This window comes from Rhizobium sp. O111 (genome assembly GCF_055616315.1).
Genome location: NZ_JBSHXL010000001.1, coordinates 2,812,857 through 2,829,663, shown reverse-complemented (window position 1 = coordinate 2,829,663; position 16,807 = coordinate 2,812,857). Strand labels below are relative to the sequence as shown.

Annotated in this window: 17 protein-coding genes; 4 read left to right on the top strand and 13 right to left on the bottom strand. The window is 61.9% G+C overall.

Features of this window, described 5'->3' with window-relative positions:
- Positions 1–13 precede the first annotated feature (13 nt).
- A complete protein-coding gene (locus ACVTFQ_RS14285; RefSeq protein ID WP_470423903.1) occupies positions 14–850 on the top strand; it encodes a hypothetical protein in 837 nt (278 codons plus the stop codon).
- A gap of 68 nt (positions 851–918) precedes the next feature.
- Here ACVTFQ_RS14285 and ACVTFQ_RS14280 read toward each other — a convergent pair whose 3' ends face one another.
- The 10 genes from ACVTFQ_RS14280 to ACVTFQ_RS14235 all read right to left on the bottom strand — a co-directional run bounded on the left by ACVTFQ_RS14280 (position 919) and on the right by ACVTFQ_RS14235 (position 11,363).
- Complete coding sequence (locus ACVTFQ_RS14280; protein ID WP_162724688.1) at positions 919–3,525, bottom strand: TonB-dependent receptor; 2,607 nt, start codon at positions 3,523–3,525, stop codon at positions 919–921.
- Between the two features lie 260 nt (positions 3,526–3,785).
- Positions 3,786–4,745 (bottom strand): FecR family protein, encoded by a 960-nt coding sequence (locus ACVTFQ_RS14275; protein WP_111563444.1) that lies wholly within the window; start codon positions 4,743–4,745, stop codon positions 3,786–3,788.
- Between the two features lie 125 nt (positions 4,746–4,870).
- Positions 4,871–5,383 carry an RNA polymerase sigma factor gene (locus tag ACVTFQ_RS14270; RefSeq protein WP_111563355.1) on the bottom strand — a complete coding sequence of 171 codons (513 nt, stop codon included), beginning with the start codon at positions 5,381–5,383 and terminating at the stop codon, positions 4,871–4,873.
- A 160-nt stretch (positions 5,384–5,543) separates the two neighbouring features.
- Positions 5,544–7,289: a gamma-glutamyltransferase gene (gene ggt, locus ACVTFQ_RS14265; protein WP_111563354.1), complete on the bottom strand. Its 1,746-nt coding sequence runs from the start codon at positions 7,287–7,289 to the stop codon at positions 5,544–5,546.
- A 72-nt stretch (positions 7,290–7,361) separates the two neighbouring features.
- Positions 7,362–8,450, bottom strand: a complete 1,089-nt coding sequence (locus ACVTFQ_RS14260; RefSeq protein WP_111563353.1) for an alpha/beta fold hydrolase — start codon at positions 8,448–8,450, stop codon at positions 7,362–7,364.
- 85 nt (positions 8,451–8,535) lie between these two features.
- On the bottom strand, positions 8,536–9,168 hold the full coding sequence (locus tag ACVTFQ_RS14255; protein WP_111563352.1) for a tetratricopeptide repeat protein: 633 nt from the start codon (positions 9,166–9,168) through the stop codon (positions 8,536–8,538).
- Positions 9,169–9,276: 108 nt separating this feature from the next.
- On the bottom strand, positions 9,277–9,402 hold the full coding sequence (gene ykgO, locus ACVTFQ_RS14250; RefSeq protein WP_003566454.1) for a type B 50S ribosomal protein L36: 126 nt from the start codon (positions 9,400–9,402) through the stop codon (positions 9,277–9,279).
- A 177-nt stretch (positions 9,403–9,579) separates the two neighbouring features.
- Positions 9,580–10,653, bottom strand: a complete 1,074-nt coding sequence (locus ACVTFQ_RS14245) for a 5-(carboxyamino)imidazole ribonucleotide synthase (RefSeq protein WP_111563351.1) — start codon at positions 10,651–10,653, stop codon at positions 9,580–9,582.
- Complete coding sequence (purE, locus tag ACVTFQ_RS14240; protein WP_018899708.1) at positions 10,650–11,144, bottom strand: 5-(carboxyamino)imidazole ribonucleotide mutase; 495 nt, start codon at positions 11,142–11,144, stop codon at positions 10,650–10,652. Before purE ends, ACVTFQ_RS14245 begins: the two co-directional genes overlap by 4 nt.
- A 15-nt stretch (positions 11,145–11,159) precedes the next feature.
- On the bottom strand, positions 11,160–11,363 hold the full coding sequence (locus tag ACVTFQ_RS14235) for a YdcH family protein (RefSeq protein WP_018899707.1): 204 nt from the start codon (positions 11,361–11,363) through the stop codon (positions 11,160–11,162).
- A gap of 229 nt (positions 11,364–11,592) precedes the next feature.
- On the opposite strand from ACVTFQ_RS14235, the gene ACVTFQ_RS14230 reads away from it, so the two are divergent.
- The gene (locus tag ACVTFQ_RS14230) at positions 11,593–11,766 is read left to right on the top strand and encodes a YdcH family protein (protein WP_018899706.1); all 174 of its coding nucleotides are present in this window, start codon (positions 11,593–11,595) and stop codon (positions 11,764–11,766) included.
- A gap of 156 nt (positions 11,767–11,922) precedes the next feature.
- Here ACVTFQ_RS14230 and ACVTFQ_RS14225 read toward each other — a convergent pair whose 3' ends face one another.
- Positions 11,923–12,183, bottom strand: coding sequence for an ArsR/SmtB family transcription factor (locus ACVTFQ_RS14225; protein ID WP_018899705.1), 261 nt, complete (start codon positions 12,181–12,183; stop codon positions 11,923–11,925).
- 68 nt (positions 12,184–12,251) lie between these two features.
- Entirely contained in the window at positions 12,252–13,016 is a 765-nt protein-coding gene (locus ACVTFQ_RS14220) for a sulfite exporter TauE/SafE family protein (RefSeq protein WP_111563350.1), read from the bottom strand.
- 107 nt (positions 13,017–13,123) lie between these two features.
- Between ACVTFQ_RS14220 and ACVTFQ_RS14215 the strand changes: the two genes are divergently transcribed.
- Both ACVTFQ_RS14215 and ACVTFQ_RS14210 read left to right on the top strand, forming a co-directional pair.
- Entirely contained in the window at positions 13,124–13,777 is a 654-nt protein-coding gene (locus ACVTFQ_RS14215) for a thiamine phosphate synthase (protein WP_018899703.1), read from the top strand.
- Between the two features lie 10 nt (positions 13,778–13,787).
- On the top strand, positions 13,788–14,870 hold the full coding sequence (locus tag ACVTFQ_RS14210) for a tetratricopeptide repeat protein (RefSeq protein WP_111563349.1): 1,083 nt from the start codon (positions 13,788–13,790) through the stop codon (positions 14,868–14,870).
- A 15-nt stretch (positions 14,871–14,885) separates the two neighbouring features.
- On the opposite strand, the gene ACVTFQ_RS14205 is transcribed toward ACVTFQ_RS14210, so the two are convergent.
- The gene (locus ACVTFQ_RS14205) at positions 14,886–16,622 is read right to left on the bottom strand and encodes a methyl-accepting chemotaxis protein (RefSeq protein WP_111563348.1); all 1,737 of its coding nucleotides are present in this window, start codon (positions 16,620–16,622) and stop codon (positions 14,886–14,888) included.
- Positions 16,623–16,807: the final 185 nt, after the last annotated feature.

The following is a 16,807-nucleotide window of genomic DNA, read 5'->3' as shown; positions in this document are numbered from 1 at the left end:
ACAGAAGAGCGATATGAGCACGACAATGACCTCGATCGCAATCGCGGGCGACCCGGATCGCGATCGAGGTCTCGATTTCCTGTGGTCTCAGCGACCTTGGGTCAGCCGCTCGATGGGAGCGGTGTCACGCAAGGAGACTGCCATGATGATCATCATAACCATACCTCTGCTCTTGTTCACGCTGGTTTCAAGCTATGCCGATGGCTGGCGGACGGGAGAGACGATCGACGTCTCGGCGATCCGCTCGATCGTGATAACAGGCGACGCCAGCTCGATCCGGATCAGCGCCAATGCGGACGAGCCCTATCGGGCCGAGACGCGCGGGCGGCGCGACGGGTGGTTCAGCCGCTGGTATTCGAGCTGGTTCTTCAGCGGTTGCGAGGACCAGAGCCGGATGGTGATCGATGGGACGACGCTGTCGATCGCGGTTGCCTCCACCAGATGGTTCGATCTCTCCGATTGCTCGCCCGAGGTCGTCGCCAACATTCCGCCGGGCGGGTCGATCGAGGTCAACCAGCAGGCCGTGATGGCGCGGTTCGAGGGTGAGTTTGCAAAGCTCGGCCTATTGAGCAAGGCCGCCGATGTGACGCTGCATGGGCATGCCTCGAACGTCGCCATCGACAGCGCGGCGCTCAGGGCGCATCTGACTTATGACAAGCTCAACGCCGACGAGACGATCGACGTGAAGGCGCATTCGGTCGACAGCTATCTCGACTTCGGCAAGGACGTGCCCGTCGATTACACCGTCACCGCCAAGGCGTCGCTGATCGACAGCCCCCGACCCAGCGTGGTGGGCGCCAAGCCTCTCGTCACCATCAAGGCCGAGTACGCGCATACGACGATCCGCTGACGCGCCTGATGGCCGCCGGCGCCTTAAGAAGCGCCGTGCGGCCAGGCCCCTTTGATGCTGGTGTTAGACTAGAACCTCGCCGTCATGTTGAAGCGGAAAGTGCGCCCTGGAGACGGCATGAGGCCGAGCGTGAGGGCATCCATGTAATAAACGTCCGTCACGTTATCGATGGCGAAGTCCATGCTGACATTCTCGTTCACCTTGTAGCTCGCGAAGATGTCCAGCAGTGCATATTTCTCCCAGTTGACGACTGTCGTGTAGCCGCCGGTCTCGTTGGTGCCCATCCTGCCCCGATCGCCAATGAAGGTCAGGCGTGCGCCGGCCTCCAGGGATTCTTCCAGCAGGCGGACGCCTCCCGTCAGCGTGGCACTCTTGCGCGGAGGGACATGCAGCTGGGCGTAGCCGTTTTCGACGCCAGACGGCAAGCAATTCAGGCCGGTCCGCTCCTGTGCGCAGAATTCGATCTTGTCATAGATCGTTCCGCCGATGTCGATGTAACCCCAGCCGACATCGTATCCGACCGACGCTTCGAAGCCACGAAACAAGGCACGGTCGATGTTTCTGACCGAGACGTTGGGATAGTTGGTGCGGGACATGTAGTCCTTGACGTCGTTGTTGAAGTAGGCCGCCTTGAACCTCAGCTTGTCGCCCGCGCCAAAAACGTCTTCCCGGAGGAAATTCATCCCGATTTCGGTGTTGTGAGAGCGTTCGGGACGGACTCCCACCAGCGGATCGGTGTTGAACGAAAAGCCGGTGGTGGATTCGAAGAGGCTGGGAGAACGGATGGCTTCCGCGTATTTCGTGTAGAATTGCAGTCCCTGCAATGGCTCGATGGTGGCGCCGATCATCGGCGCCCAGCCGCTGTTTTCCTCCTGGTTATGGAGGAGCGAGCCGTAATTGGTGTTGTTGTCGTAGGAGCGGGTCCAGGTGTAGCGCATGGCGCCTTCGAGCTTCAGCCAGTCGGTAGGCTTCCACTCACCGGCGGCGAAACCGCTTGCCTCCCTCCGCCAGCCGTCGCGCGATGCCAGAAGGCCGTTGGAATCGATGTTGGGACGGCCGGGCGGGGGCTCGACGGTCTCGTAGACATAGGAGCCGCCAAGCGAAATGCTGACATCGCCCCAGTCGGTTGAGAATTCCGACGTGTTGACAATGTCGGTGCCGTATCGCTTGGCGATATCCCAGTAGTCCTGCGGGATGTTCACGGTGCCGATACCGGCAAAGCTGAAGGCGTAAGGTGTCAGGATATGGGTGTCGGTGTCCGTCATCCATAGGTTGGCTTTGAGGTTGATCAGGTCATTGTCGTCAGGGTCCCAGCTGTAGCCGGCGCGGTAGGTATCGACCGATACCTCGCTGAGCGGCGCCTGCGTGGCGCCGTCGAAACGCAGGATGACCGAGGGCATCATCTCGCCGAACATGCTGTGATAGCGCATGTAGCTCATGTCGAACGTGTGCCCGCCGTCGAGTTCCAGCTTGGACTTCAAGAGATAGGACGTATTGTCCTGCGAGGTGTTGAGCACTTCCTCGCCGGCGCGGTAGCGGTTCAGGCCTTCAACCGAAAGATTGGTGTAGTTGGTGATCTGTTCGGGTCTGGATCCCACCGCCGGACGCACCACAGTGCTGTAGGTTCTGGTAAGGGCCGGCGTGTTGCCGTTGGTGCCGGCGTAGTAATTCCCGGTCTTGCGTCTCGCATAGGCCGCCGTCACCTCGAACATGTCATTGCGCGCGGCAAAAGCAGCGCTGCCGCTACCGGATGTCGGCTGAAGGAAAGGGGGGCGGTCCATGCCGCTGGGGCTGCCCGTGAGAACGGTATCCGGTACGCTCTGGATGGTGCAGGCATAATTGCAGCTGGTCGTGAAGCGCGTCTGCGACAAGGGCGCGTAGCCACCCGGTGTGCCCACCGCAGGTGGAGAAGCCGTGTTGCCCATCACCCCGCCTCGTACGCGGACGCCCCAGTTCTTGTCGCCGGTGATGATGTCGTCGGCGTTGATCGTTTCCATACGAACAAGGCCGCCTGTCGCACCAACCCCATAGACGCTTGCTGACGGCCCCTTTTCTATAACGGCACCACCGATCAGATCGGGATCCACATAGTTGCGCGAGGCGACGCCGGAGTAGCCGCGATAGACCGTGTTCTGCTGCAGTGTTCCATCGACGACGACAGGAACGCGGCCGAAGCCCTGCATGCCTCGCACGTTGACGTCGATGGCGCCGCTGTTTCGATTGTCGCCTGTCAGAACGCCCGGCGTCCCCTTGAGGAAATCGCCGACGGACGAGCCGCGGAAACGCTGGATGTTCTGCTCATCGAGAAAGGCGCTGCTGCCCGCCGTCACGTAATTGGCGTCTCCCTCGGCCAAGGCGCCGAGCGTGGAGGTTCTTCCGGTCTTCGGCAATCCCTTGATCGTGATGGGGTTGAGAAGAGTCGAGTCGTCCGAAGCGGCGCCGCCGTCCGTTGCCGAAGGCCCGACGACCGTAACGGTGTCGGCGCTGGTGAAACGGTAGCTCAGCCCCGTTCCTTCAAGCAGTCGGTCGAGCGCCTGTTCCCGTCCCAGCTGGCCGGTGACGCCCTTCGTCGTCTTGCCCCGCACGAGATCCGCCGGGTAGAGTATCTGCAGCCCTGCCGCATCGCCCAATCTCGATATCGCGGTGCCGAGCGCCCCCCCGGGGATATTGAGCATTCCGATCTGCCGTCCGGGACTCTGGCCGAAGGCAGGGGTGATTGCACATGTTGACCACAATATCAGCCCAAGGCTCCCCAAGCCCAACACCAACCGACTACGCTCTCGCGACCTGCGTTTCATTCCCCGCCGAACTCCTGCTTTCTCATGCACGACCGGGGGTTCCGGCCGCTCAAGACAAAGACGAATCTCGACAGGGGCTACCTCACCCCTAAAGTTGAAAATAATCGTCATGATTTTTGGCGGCGCGTCTCGCGCTTTTACGCGGGCCGCAAAAGGATCAGGTAAGGTGTCAGTGAAAGCGCTGTAACCGGCAGGGTGTGCGTGATCGCGTCGAGCACGCCGTCAGGGTGGTTGACGTCGAAAATGCCGCTGACGCGCAGATTGAGGAGATCGCTGTCGATCACGCGTATCAGGCCGCGACGGTAGCGATTGACGTCGCTGATCACCTGCCCCAGCGGAACATCTTCGAAGATAAGCTTTCCACGCCGCCAAGCCGTCTCGCCGGCGCCATCGGCACTCGTCACCTCGCCCAGACCGGCGTCGCCGTAGCTGACCTTTTGGCCAGCCTGCAGGACGGCAGAACCGGCGTTTGAGCAAGATACCGATACGCGGCTTTCAACGACGGTCACGGTGATTGCATCGAGGCTGTGGTGAACGACGAACTCGGTGCCGAGCGCGGTGGCCTGGCCGCTGCCCGCCAATACCGAGAACGGGCGCCCATCGTCCTTGGCGACCATGAAGAAGGCGCGCCCCCTCTGAAGGCGGACGTTGCGCACTGTCGCCGTGAAATCGATCGCGATCGCGCTGTCGGCGTCCATGTCAACGATCGATCCATCCGCCAGCGTGAAGCTTTTGCGTTCGGCGACGGCGGTCGTGTAATCGCTGGTCAGGATATCCGGCAATCCATTGATGGCCACGTAACCCGCCGCGAGCGCGGCCACGGCACCGCCCGTCATGAATGAGCGGCGTCCCAGCGGGAATGCACGGCGGCGATGCGGGCGGCCGATCACGCGTCGTCGAGGATCCGGCAACTCGTCCATGTCCGCCCACATCGCGCACAGCGCCAGGTAATGTCGCGCGTTCTCATGACAGGCCGACATCCAGGCTTGATGGGCAACTTCTTCATCCGGTGTCGCGTCTTCCGATCTCAGACGCACGAACCATGCGAGTGCTTCGTCTCGTGCCTTCGTGTCTGTCGCGTCGTCGTTTTGTGCCATGACGATATTCATCTCTCAGCCTGTTTGGGGCACACAGCACGGCTATCCACCGAGAAAATCCTCTTTGTAAAGACGTTTGTGCACTGCATGGGCCTCACCTTCAACGGCAATGTTTCTTGCGCATTCTAATCCAGAAGCCCTTCGAGGCGCTGGCGGCAGTGCGCCAATGCCCTGATCATCAGCTTCTCCACCGCGCTCTTGCTGATGCCGAGGCGAATGGCGATCTCGCCATAACTCAGCCCGTCGAACTTGTGCATGAGGAAGACCTCGCGTTGCTTCTCCGACAATTCGGCAACCGCATTTTCGAGTATCGACAGACGTTGCCGGTAATCGGCTTCGCGCTCCGGGGAGGGGCGGTCTTCCACGATATCCGGAACTGCTTCGGTGGATATGTGGCGCTCTCGCGCCGTCCTGCTGCGAACCCGATCCTTCGCCAGATTGTCGGCGATGCGGTAAAGATAGGAGCGTGGATTGCCTATGACGGTATCGACGGGAATCGTCTGAAGTTTCAGATATGTCTCCTGGATGACTTCCTCGACATCCGGACCGCGACCGAAACGCCTCGCCAGGTGCCTGGCGAGATCGGTGTAGCCGGTCAGAAGGACATTCAGAATGGCTTTCCTGCTGCTGTCGGTCATTACGGCAATGCTGGTTTCGTCCGGTCGCCGCAAGCGTCAGGACGGGTCATGGGAGGAGACGTGTCTTGCGACCGCTCTGACCACAAGCCAAATCGAAAATCAAATAAAATATGACTAAAATATTCATATTTTATTCCCGAGCCTGGGCATGTCTGCGGTATCAGTAGCCGCCGGCCGAGCCCTCGGTCGAGCGGCTGTCCATGGCGCCGTTGTAGCGGGCGCCTCCGCCTTTCTCGATATCTTTCAGGCTCTTGCCGCCGACGAGGATGCCGGCGGCCTGGCCCCAGACGGGTGGGCCGCTGCCGTCGTCCATGGTGTGGCCCATCGCGATCAGCGCGCGGATCGTGTCGGGCGACAGCGCATAGGGTTCGAAATAGATCTTGTCGGGCTGCCACTGGTGGTGGATGCGCGGGGCGTTGACGGCCTGGCTGATGTCCATGCCGAAATCGACGACATTCAGAATGGCTTCCAGCGTGATGGTGATGATGCGCGAGCCGCCGGGACTGCCGATCACCATGAAGGGCTTGCCGTCCTTGGTGACGATGGTGGGGCTCATCGACGAGAGCGGGGTCTTCTTCGGCGCGATGGCGTTGGCTTCGCCCTGGACGAGGCCGTAGAGATTGGGGACCCCGGGCTTGGAGGTGAAGTCGTCCATCTCGTTGTTGAGAAGGATGCCGGTGCCCGGTGCCACGACGCCTGCGCCAAAGTTGCCGTTCAGCGTGTAGGTGACGGCGACCGCGTTGCCCTCGTCGTCGATGATCGAGTAGTGCGTGGTCTCGGTGCTTTCCTTGGCGCCGAGCGGCTTCAGGTCGGCGGAGGTGCCTGATTTGTTGATGTCGATCTTGGCGCGGATGGCCTTGGCGTAGTTCTTGTCGAGAAGGGTCGTGACCGGGTTGTCGACGAAATCCGGATCGCCGAGGGCGGCGTTGCGGTCGACATAGGCGTAGCGCATGGCCTCGGTCATGAGGTGCACGGTCTCGGCCGAGCCGTAGCCGAGGAAGGAGAGCGGGTAGCCTTCCAGGATGTTCAGGATCTCGCAGATGATGACGCCGCCGGAGGAGGGCGGGGGCGAGGAGATGATGTCATAGCCGCGATAGCTGCATTCCACTGGCTTCAGCTCGCGCACCTGATATTGCTCGAAATCCTCCTTGGCGAGAATGCCGCCCTTGGACTGGCTGGCATTCACGATCGCATCCGCCGGCATGCCCTTGTAGAAGGCGTCGGTGCCCTTGTCGGATATGCTCGAAAGCACGGAGGCCAGTTCCGGCTGCAGCAGCTTTTCGCCTGACGTGAAGAGCTTGCCGTCGGGCTTGAGGAAGATCTTGGCGGCCGCCTCGTCCTTGGCCAGCCGCTTGGCGCTGTTTTCGATCGAGGCGACGTCGCCCTGCTCGAGGGTGAAGCCATCCTTGGCGTAGCGGATGGCGGGGGCAAGGAGATCCTGGCGCGACTTGGTGCCGTATTTCTCGCGCGCGGTCTCGAAGCCCATGACGGAGCCAGGCACGCCGACGGCCAGATAGCCGTCAAGGCTGGCGCGGGGGACGATATCGCCCTTGGCGTCGAGATACATGGTCTTGGTGGCGGCAAGCGGCGCGCGCTCGCGGAAATCGAGGAAAGTGGTCTTTCCGTCCTTCATGCGGATGGTCATGAAGCCGCCGCCGCCGATATTGCCGGCGGTCGGATAGACCACGGCCAGCGCATAGCCGACGGCGACCGCCGCATCCACGGCATTGCCGCCATTCTTCAGCACCTCGACGCCGACATCGGTCGCCAGATGCTGGGCGGTGACGACCATGCCATGCTCAGCCTCGACCGGCGCGGGCGAGGCGGCAAGTGCCGGCGAGAGCGGTGCCAGCGTCAGCGACAGGGCAGCGATGAGGGCTGCGGATTTCGTGGGAAGGCGGTCCATGATGTTCCCCTCGTTGGACTGACATGGGGAAGATATGGGGTTGCAGGCGTGGCAGGCAATGCGCGGCGGGCGCTAAGTGGTGCCCTGCAGGTCCGGTGTTGCGACTGGCTTCGGCGCCGAGGTCGGCTGCGGGATGGACGGCAATTTGGCTTCCGGCGCTGGCGGTGTGGTCGCGGCCAACCGTGCCTCGGCGATCCGCGCCGCGGCCTGCAGGTCGCGGTCGTGGCCCGACATCTTTTCCATTGCGGCGATGGCGACGTCGGTGGCGAGGTAGTCGGGCTTGTGGCCGACGCCCTTGATCTTGACCAGTTCGGAGCCGGCGATATCGCGGGCCAAGCCTTGCGAGTGCAGATGCTCCCAAACGATGTCGTCGCTGTCTCCGGTGATGATGACGGTGGGCGCCGAGATCTTGATATAGAGATGCGACTGCGTCTTGAAGTAATCGAGCAGGCGCACGAAGTCGGCGGCGTTGTTGTGGAAGGTGGCGGGGCGCAGCACCAGCGAGGGGCCGGTTTTCAGGATGTAATCGTCCGGCCGCGGATTGGGGCGAAAGACGTTAAGGGTGCCGCGTTCCAGGCGCCGCAGGCCGAGCGGTACCACCAACGCGTGGTTGAACAGCCAGCCGATCACCGGAGCTGTCGAGACGTGATAGTACCAGTCGATGCCGCCGGGCCATGGGTGCGTGGCGGGCGCCAGGAAGAGCAGGCCGGCCGTCTTTTCCGGATGACGGACGCCGAATGCGGCGGCGATGGCGCCGCCGAAGGAATGGCCGACGATGATTGCCTTGTCGATGCCGCGCTTTTCCATCAGCGCCGCGATGGCGTCCGCCTGGCCTGAGGGGAGGGCGTTGTCCGGTCCGCCGCGTTCGGAATAGCCGTGGCCGGGGCGGTCGACGAAGAGCATTTCGGCGCGGCCGCGCAGAGGCTCAAGGAAGGCGCCGATCTGGTCGAGCAGGTTGCCGCTGGCGCCATGGATGAAGACCAGCGCCGGCAGGTCGGCGGTTTCGGGGCGCTCGATATGGACGGCGTTCATGCGGTAGCCGCCGATGTCGGTCAGCTCGCCAATGTTGGGATAGGCCTGCTCGAACTGGCGGGCCTTATAGGAAGAGTAGCCGATTGCTGCGGCTAGAGGGGCGAGAAGGGCGGAGACGAGGGTAAGCATAGTGCGACCTGCGGCAGGGACTAACGGACCATACGTTAGATTGGCTCGCGCGGTTCACCTTCAAGAGGTGGAAGCTGGCGTGGCGTCAGGTGCGGCTGCCGGCGAGCTTTTCGGAGAGCGTGTTCAGCTGTTCCTGCGCGTTGCGGTTGGCGGGATAGATTTCGAGGAAACGCTCCCATGCCTTCAGCGCCGCCTGGTCGTTGCCGCTGTCGCCAAGAATGGAGGCCATGCCGGCGAGAGCGCCGAAATGGCGCGGTTCGATGTCGAGCACATGTTCGATATCGGACATCGACTTGCGCATCGCGCCGTTTGTGTAGTTCAGCGTGGCGCGGCGGTTCCAGCTCTCGGAGTAGCCGGGTTTCAGCGCAATCGCCTGATCGAGGAAATCGAGTGCTGCGCTGTTGCGCTTCTCCTCGATCGCCTTGTCGGCCCATTGCATCAACAGGTTGACGGTAGCGCTGCCCGAATCGTTCCATTCGGCGCGGATCTCGTTGGCGATGTTGTCGGCCTTGTCAGCGTCGCGCTCGCGCTTCAGTGCTGCGAAAAGCTGATCGAGATGTTCTTTGGGCGAGAGGTTCGCGGCCTGCTGCTCGACGATCTTTTCCTTGTCCCGCGCGGGTGCGGGTTCCTGCGCGTGGGCAGGCAAGGCAACTGAGAGTAGGGCGAGGGAGAGCGGCAGTGCCGCGCAGGTCATGGCCAAAAAACGCATGGCGGGCATAATAGCCCGCCAACGCGAAAGATCAAAACACTTTAACGGGATCACCAAATGGACCCTTCCGGACAGGCTCAGGCGCGCAAACGCTGCCGAGCCATCCGGCCAGCCAAATCAGCCCTGACGAGCCTTGAAGCGTGGGTTCAGCTTGTTGATGATGTAGATGCGGCCCTTGCGGCGAACCAGGCGGTTGTCACGGTGACGAGCCTTGAGCGACTTGAGCGAATTCTTGATCTTCATTGTTTTGATCCGCGATGTTGGGGGGAATTCACATTCGCCCGTATCTATTACATTCAAAAGCGCGCTCAGGGCGCGCTCTTCAGGTTGGGCGTGCAGATAACCCGGCCTCTTGTCTGTGTCAACCACGTGAAGGTGTTTTTCCCGTGGCAGTGGCCGGTTTTGTCAGGGGAAAACCCCTTATTTCCCCGCAAGTGTGGTGGCAAGCGTGGTCACATGGCCCATCTTGCGGCCGGGTCTCGATTCCGTCTTTCCATAGAGGTGAACCAGCGTGTCGCGCCGCTTCAGCCAGTCCGGAAGATCAAGGATATCGTCGCCGATCAGGTTCTGCATCACGCAGTCGGAGTGGCGATCAGCGTTGCCGAGCGGCAGGCCTGATACGGCGCGAATGTGCTGCTCGAACTGCGAGATCACGCAGGCCGCTTCCGTCCAGTGGCCGGAATTGTGCACGCGCGGCGCCATCTCGTTGGCGATCAGGCTGCCGTCGGCGAGCGCGAAGAACTCGATGCCGATGACGCCGACATAGCCGAGCGTCGTCAGGATCTTCTCGGCGGCCTCGCGCGCGGCGGCTGCCGTGGCGTCGGTGATCGACGCTGGGACGGTCGATGTGTGCAGGATGCCGTTGCGGTGCACGTTTTCGGCCGGGTCATAGCAGGCGACGCTGCCGTCGGTGGCGCGGGCGGCGATGACCGAGATCTCGCGCTCGAAGGCAACGAAGCTCTCGAGGATCAGCGGCACGCTGCCGAGCTCGGCGAAGGCGCCGTCGGCACTATCGGCCGCTGAACGGAAGACTTTCTGCCCCTTGCCGTCATAGCCGAGGCGGCGCGTCTTCAAGACACCCTGGCCGCCGAAATCGGCAAGGGCTGCCTCGAGATCGGCCTGGCTGTCGATGGCGTGGAACTTCGCGGTCGGAATGCCGCAATCGTTGATGAAGCGCTTTTCGACGAGACGGTCCTGGGCGGCTTCCAGCGCTTTCGGCGGCGGATAGACCGGCACGGTCTGCGCTAAGGCCTCGGCTGCGGAGACGGGGACGTTTTCGAATTCGTAGGTGACGACGTCGCAGACGGTCGCCAGTTCCTCGAGCGCTGCGGGATCGTCATAGGCGGCGACGATCTGCCGATTGGCGACCTGCGCTGCCGGGCAATCGGCCTGCGGCTCGAGAATGATGGTGCGGAAATTCAGGCGGGCGGCAGCCATGGCCAGCATGCGGCCAAGCTGGCCGCCGCCGATGATGCCGATCGTTGTCATGCTCATAGGTCGTCCATCGGGTATTCGGCGATCGCCGCACTTTGGCTCTCGCGCCATTCGTCAAGCCGGTCGGCAAGGTCTTCGTCCGACAGCGCCAGAACCGCGGCGGCAAGAAGTGCCGCGTTGATGGCGCCGGCCTTGCCGATCGCCAGCGTTCCAACGGGGATGCCGCCGGGCATCTGCACAATCGACAGCAGGCTGTCCTGGCCGGACATCGTCTTCGACTGCACGGGAACGCCGAAAACAGGAAGCGGGGTCATCGCGGCGGTCATGCCGGGAAGATGGGCGGCGCCGCCAGCGCCGGCGATGATGACCTTGAAGCCTTCCGACTTGGCGCCCTTGGCGAACTCGACCATGCGATCGGGCGTACGATGTGCCGATATGATCCTTGCGTCATAGGGGATCTCGAGCGCCTCCAGCGTATCGGCGGCGTTCTTCATGGTCTCCCAATCGGACTGGCTTCCCATGATGATGGCAACGGTCGGTCTGTCTGTCATCGTCACGACACTTCCTTAGGCAATGATATCCGGGATGATCTGGTCTTCGAGCTTCGACAGCTTGTCCTTGATAACAAGCTTCTTTTTCTTCATGCGCTGAACGCGCAGCGCATCGCAGCCCGTCGCGATCATGGCGTTGATGGCGACATCGTAGTCCTCATGCTCTTGGCGCAGGCGCGCCACCATGAGCCTGACTTCCGCCTGTTCCTGATCCGGCATACGCATTCCCCATGATCGTCTTCAGACCTTCTCCGGCCTGTCGCTAATTTTTGCAAGCTCCTATCACCAAATAGCGGTAACGGCTAGTTAGTCTCGATCATGAATTTGCCACGCTCTCTCCTTGTTTTCGCCTTCGACAAGCCTTCAAAAATGTGTCACAGTTTGAGGGTTGACGCCTTGGATCTCCGGCGGTGTTGGCTGGAGAAAGGTAAGAGGAAGGAAGGGTCATATGACTGTTCAAGCTCATCTTGAATCACTCCAGAAGAAGCATGGCGCTCTCGAAGACGAGCTCCATTCTCTGATGGCATCCCCCTCCAGAGACGACCGTGAGGTTGCCGAGTGCAAGCGCAGGAAGCTGCGCATCAAAGACGAGATTGAGCGTCTCAAATCATCCGTACACTAAGCAGGATAGAACGTTACAGGGCGTGGTCGATGCAGGACAAAGGGTAAATATCGCAATATAACCAATTGTTTAGTAGTCTGTCGCGTCCGTTGGAATGTTCCTGCGCGCCGGTTGCCGAAAAGGTCGCAGCCGGCGCGTTTTCATGTCCGGATAGCGTTATGCCCAGAACTGATCCAGCCAGAGATTGAGCCTGTCGAAGCCGCGATTGTTGACCGCGTAGATGCGCTTCGTGCCATCGGCGGTGACCGAGACGAGGTCGCAATCGAGCAGGGCCTTGAGGTGCTGGGAGACGGCCGGACGACTGATCGGAAGACCTTCGGCGAGCTCGTTGACGGTGCGCGGCGAGCGTCGCAACTCCTCCAGCAGGAAGCGCCGGTGAGGGTCGGCAATCGCAGTGAAAGGGTCCACGTTCGACATGGCGAAAAGCTACGTCAATCGGAGAATTTGGGCAAGCGAATTGTGCGCCGCAGCAAGGCCCTTAAGGCCTAAAATCCAAGGCCTTCGCGGGCGATCAGGACGGCTGCGATCAGCGCCATCGCATACATGAAGGGATAGAAGATTTTCGGCTGCATGCGCTTCACGCACCAGGCGCCGGCAATGGTGGCAAGGGGCGCGAATGGGAGCAGCGTGGCGGAGGCGGCGAGGTTCTGGGTGTCGAGCTGGCCGAGCGCGAAATAGGGGATCAGCTTGACGGCGTTGAGGATGGCGAAGAAGCGGGCGCTGGTGCCGGTATATTCGCGCGGTGGCATCTGCAGCGGCAGCACGTAGATCTGGAACGGCGCGCCGCCGGCGTGTGCGACGAAGCTGCCGTAACCGGAAAAGGCGCCCCAAAGCGTGGCGCGAACCGGCCGTTGACCGTGCGGAGGCACGATTTTTCCTCTGCCGGGGCCGAAGTTGTTCCAGAAATAGCGCAGGCAAAAGAGGATGGTGACGACGCCGATGACGACGCGTAACACACTGCCGGGAACGAGCGCGGAGGTCGCCCAGCCGAGCGCGATGCCGGCCAGCGCGCCCGGGAGCATGATCTTCAGCGTCGTCCAATCGCCGTGCTTGCGCCAGATGACGAGGGATATCATGTCCATGAAGATCAGGATCGGCAGCAGGATGGCGGCCGCTTGCACGGGGGAGACGACGAGAGCCAGAAAAGGCAATCCGATCAGCGACAAGGCGTCGCCCATACCGCCCTTCGCGAGGCCGACCAGAATGACGGCGGGAATGGCGGCGTAGTAAAATGACACGTCCATCGGCATGCTTTTGAAGTCCTCCCCTTGCCAGCCCGGTCTAACGGAATTACTCACACAAAACGAGTGCGGATCGGCCGGCAAACGGCGAAATCCGCTGGAAATGGAAAGAGTTCATGAGCGAACCTGAAAACCGCTGCCGCCTGGTGCTGATCGTGCCCGATATCGCCGATGCCGATGAGCAGGCGAAAATCGTCGGCGATGCGCTGAAGGGCGGCGATGTCGCCTCGATCATCCTGCCGCAATACGGGCTTGGTGACGGCGAGTTTCAGAAACATGCCGAAAAGATCGTGCCGCTGGCGCAGAACGCGGGTGCCGCGGCGCTTCTTGCCGGCGACAGCCGTGTCGTCGGCCGCACCAAGGCGGATGGCCTGCATATCACCGGCGGTGCCGCGGAGATTTCCGAGGCGGTCGAGAAATATGCCGACAAGCTGATCGTCGGCGGCGGCAATGCGGCCGACCGGCATCATGCGCTCGAGATCGGCGAGGAGCGTCCCGAATATGTCTTCTTCGGCAAGCTCGAAGGCGACATCAAGCCGGAGGCGCATCCGAAGAACCTTGCGCTTGCCGAATGGTGGGCCTCGATGATCGAGATCCCGTGCATCGTCATGGGCGGCACCGATCCGGCGTCAGCGCTTGCCGTTGCCGAGAGTGGGGCGGAATTCGTGGCCATGCGTCTTGCCGTTTTCGGCGAGCCGGCGCGCGCCGCCCTGGTGGTTGCCGAAATCAACGCACTTCTTGACGAAAAAGCGCCACGGTTTGAGGGTTGATATCGCCCTCATGCCCATGCTGACACGCCATTTGCGCCTTTCTCTTCTTGCCGCCGCCACATGTGTGGCGGTTTTCGCGCATGGCGCATCGGCCCAGCAGGTCGACAATATGGTCACGCGACCGCTCACCGGCGCGCCCGAGACGCTGAAATCTGGTCGCGCCCAACCGGACGGGGTAACACCGTCCACCGGTGTCGGCGTGTTCGACCGCATGGGCGCGAAGCTTCCCGACCTGCCGCCTGAGAAGGACTACAAGGGCAAGGTCGACGATGCCTATGGCGCCTATCAGCGCGGCTACTATCTGACGGCGATGGGGATTGCGCTGCCTCGTGCGCAGCTCGGCGATCCGGCGGCGCAGACGCTGATGGGCGAGCTTCTGGCGGATGGCCTTGGTGTCAAGCGCGATGCAAAGGCCGCTGCCTTCTGGTACGGAAAGGCGGCCGAGGGCGGTGACCCGGCGGCGATGTTCAAATACGCGCTCATCCTGATGGAAGGCCGCATCGTCAAGCGCGACAAGACGCTTGCCGACAACTACATGCGCAAGGCGGCGGAAGCCGGCAATGCATCGGCCGAGTTCAACTGGGGGCAGATCCTGGTGGCCGACAATCCCGGCGACAAGGGTCTGAAGCTGGCGCTGCCGTTCTACGAAAAATCGGCCGAGAAGGGTGTCGCCGACGCGCAATACGCGGTGGCGGAGATCTACTCGTCGCTGCCCGACCTTCCTCCCGAGAAGAAGCAGCTTGCCCGCGAATGGATGGCGCGCGCCGCGCATGCCGGTTTCGACACCGCGCAGCTCGATCTCGGCGTCTGGTTCGTCAACGGAACCAACGGGCCGCGCGATTTCGAGAAGGGCTTCCAGTGGCTGAGAATCGCGGCCAATGACGGCAACGTCGTGGCGCAGAACAAGCTGGCGCATCTCTATATCAACGCGCTCGGCACAAAGCCGGATCCTGTCGAGGCCGCCAAGTGGTATGTGCTCTCGCGCCGTGCCGGTCTGCCCGACCCGGCGCTTGAGGATTTCTACCTCGGTATCGAGGAAGAGCAGCAGAAGGCGGGGATCGAAGCCGCCAACAAATTCCGCCGCCTGCGCTGACCGCGCTCTAACGTTTTAGAAGAGTGCGTCCTCGAAAAGGTCTTCGTCGCTTGTCACAGCACTTGCCGGCTCCGGCTCGACTGCTGCCGTCTCTTCGACAGCCGCGATGATGTCGCGGTGGACGTTGCGCTCCTGCACCATCGTATAGAGCTTGAAGATCTTGCGATCGAGCGGGGCGATGGCCTCGGCCAAGTCCGAGATATCGGCGATCTCGGCGCCGGCCGCATCTTCCAGCGTATCGGCGCAGCCCGCCAGCACATCGCCGAGGTCCTTCTGGAAATCGAGCGTGCCGATCAACAGGTTGATCTTGCCCGCGACCTCGCGGCCGTGTTCGGAGAGCGTCTTCAGCTCTGCTTCCATCGTATCGGCGGCGGTGCGGATATCGGCGACGGCGGTGGTCAGGTTCTCGGCAAGGCCGCCTGATGCCGTCTCGCTTGATGGGGCCACGCGACCGGCTGCTTCCTCCAGCGCCGGCAGGCCGTTGACGATGGCGTCGGCGCTGTCATCCAGCTTGCCGGCGAAGATCCGCAGCTCGGCCGTGACGACGTTGATCGACTTGCCCGCTTCGCCGAGCCGGCTGCAGCGCAGATTGGTGTTCAGCGCCATGTAATGGATGTCGGTCTTCACCGCCTTGATGTTGCCGATCGCTTCCAGAAGCTTGGCGGTGGTGTCGCGGGTCGACTGGCTGACCTGATCGGCCTTGAGGGTGACGGCGTCGACCTGCTTGACGATCTCGTGGGCGGCCGAGACGCTGGATTCCAATGCGCGAATGAAGTTGCCCTGGCCGCCGCCACTCATCTGATCACGCAGCCGCAAGATCTCCTGCGTGTCGTGGCCGAAGCTGGCGATCGTTTTGATGACGTTCTGGGAATCGCGGTGAAAATCGCGGCACATTTCGTTCATCTGCGCCGCCGTCAGGTGCTGGATGACGTTTTGCAGGCGCGCGCGGGCGTCGGCGTTCAGACCGCGACCGTCCTCGCTGTCGAGGAATTCGTCGAGCAGGGTGAAGGTGCTCTGCACATGCTCGATGCGCTGGCGGGTGATGTCGCCGATCTGCAGTGCCGACAGGGTCGAGGCGACCTTGCTCTGCACGCCTCTGGCGACCGCGCCGACGTCGCGGGCAATGGCGCTCAGGTTCTGGCGGTGCTCGGCGATTTTGCGCGCGTCGCCATCAAGGGCGCTCGCCACGGCGGGAACCGTGTCGGCGTAGCTCTTGGAGACGTCGGTGCCGAAGGTCAGCGCGAGCTTGACTTCCTTTTCCAGCTCCTCGATTTGGCCGGCGAAGCGGTTGACCTCATCGGTGCCGGAATAGATGCGCTCGAGAATTTCCTGCGCGAAGCCCGCGAACTCGGCAAGGCCGGCGCCGGTGATCTTCACGGTGACGGCGAAGGTGCGCAGGTAGCGCATGGTTTCTTGCATGTCCGAGACGTGCCGGCGCAGCGAATATCCTGCTTCGGCGAGCGACGAAAGCGCGTCGCGGCGGGACTTTTCGGCGGTCGGGAGATCGCTGAGGCTCTTCACCGTTGCGCGCAGTTCCGCGCCGGCATCACCATTCTCGCCGGCATCAAGCGCCTTGGTGATGTTATCGAGCGAGCTCAACAGTCGGTTGAGGACGTCCATGACCGAAAGCAGGACGGTGCCGCCTTCGAGAAAGCGCTCCTCGACCTTGCTGCGTGCCGCTTCCAGTGTTTGGCTGATGGCTGATCCAGATGCCTGGAATGCAGTCAGTGCCGATGTCGCCCCGTTCGTCATTTTATTGTCCTTTACTTAAAACCTCAGCAAGGTTCGGGACTATTTTTACGGGCATCATGGAAACGGGGAGTAAACACGCCAGACTCGTCAGCGTTGTGCTTAACATAGCGTGAATTGCACGACGCCCGTTGCCGACAAACGCTCATAATTTTAATAATCATATGAATTTGTTTGTTTTTATAAAC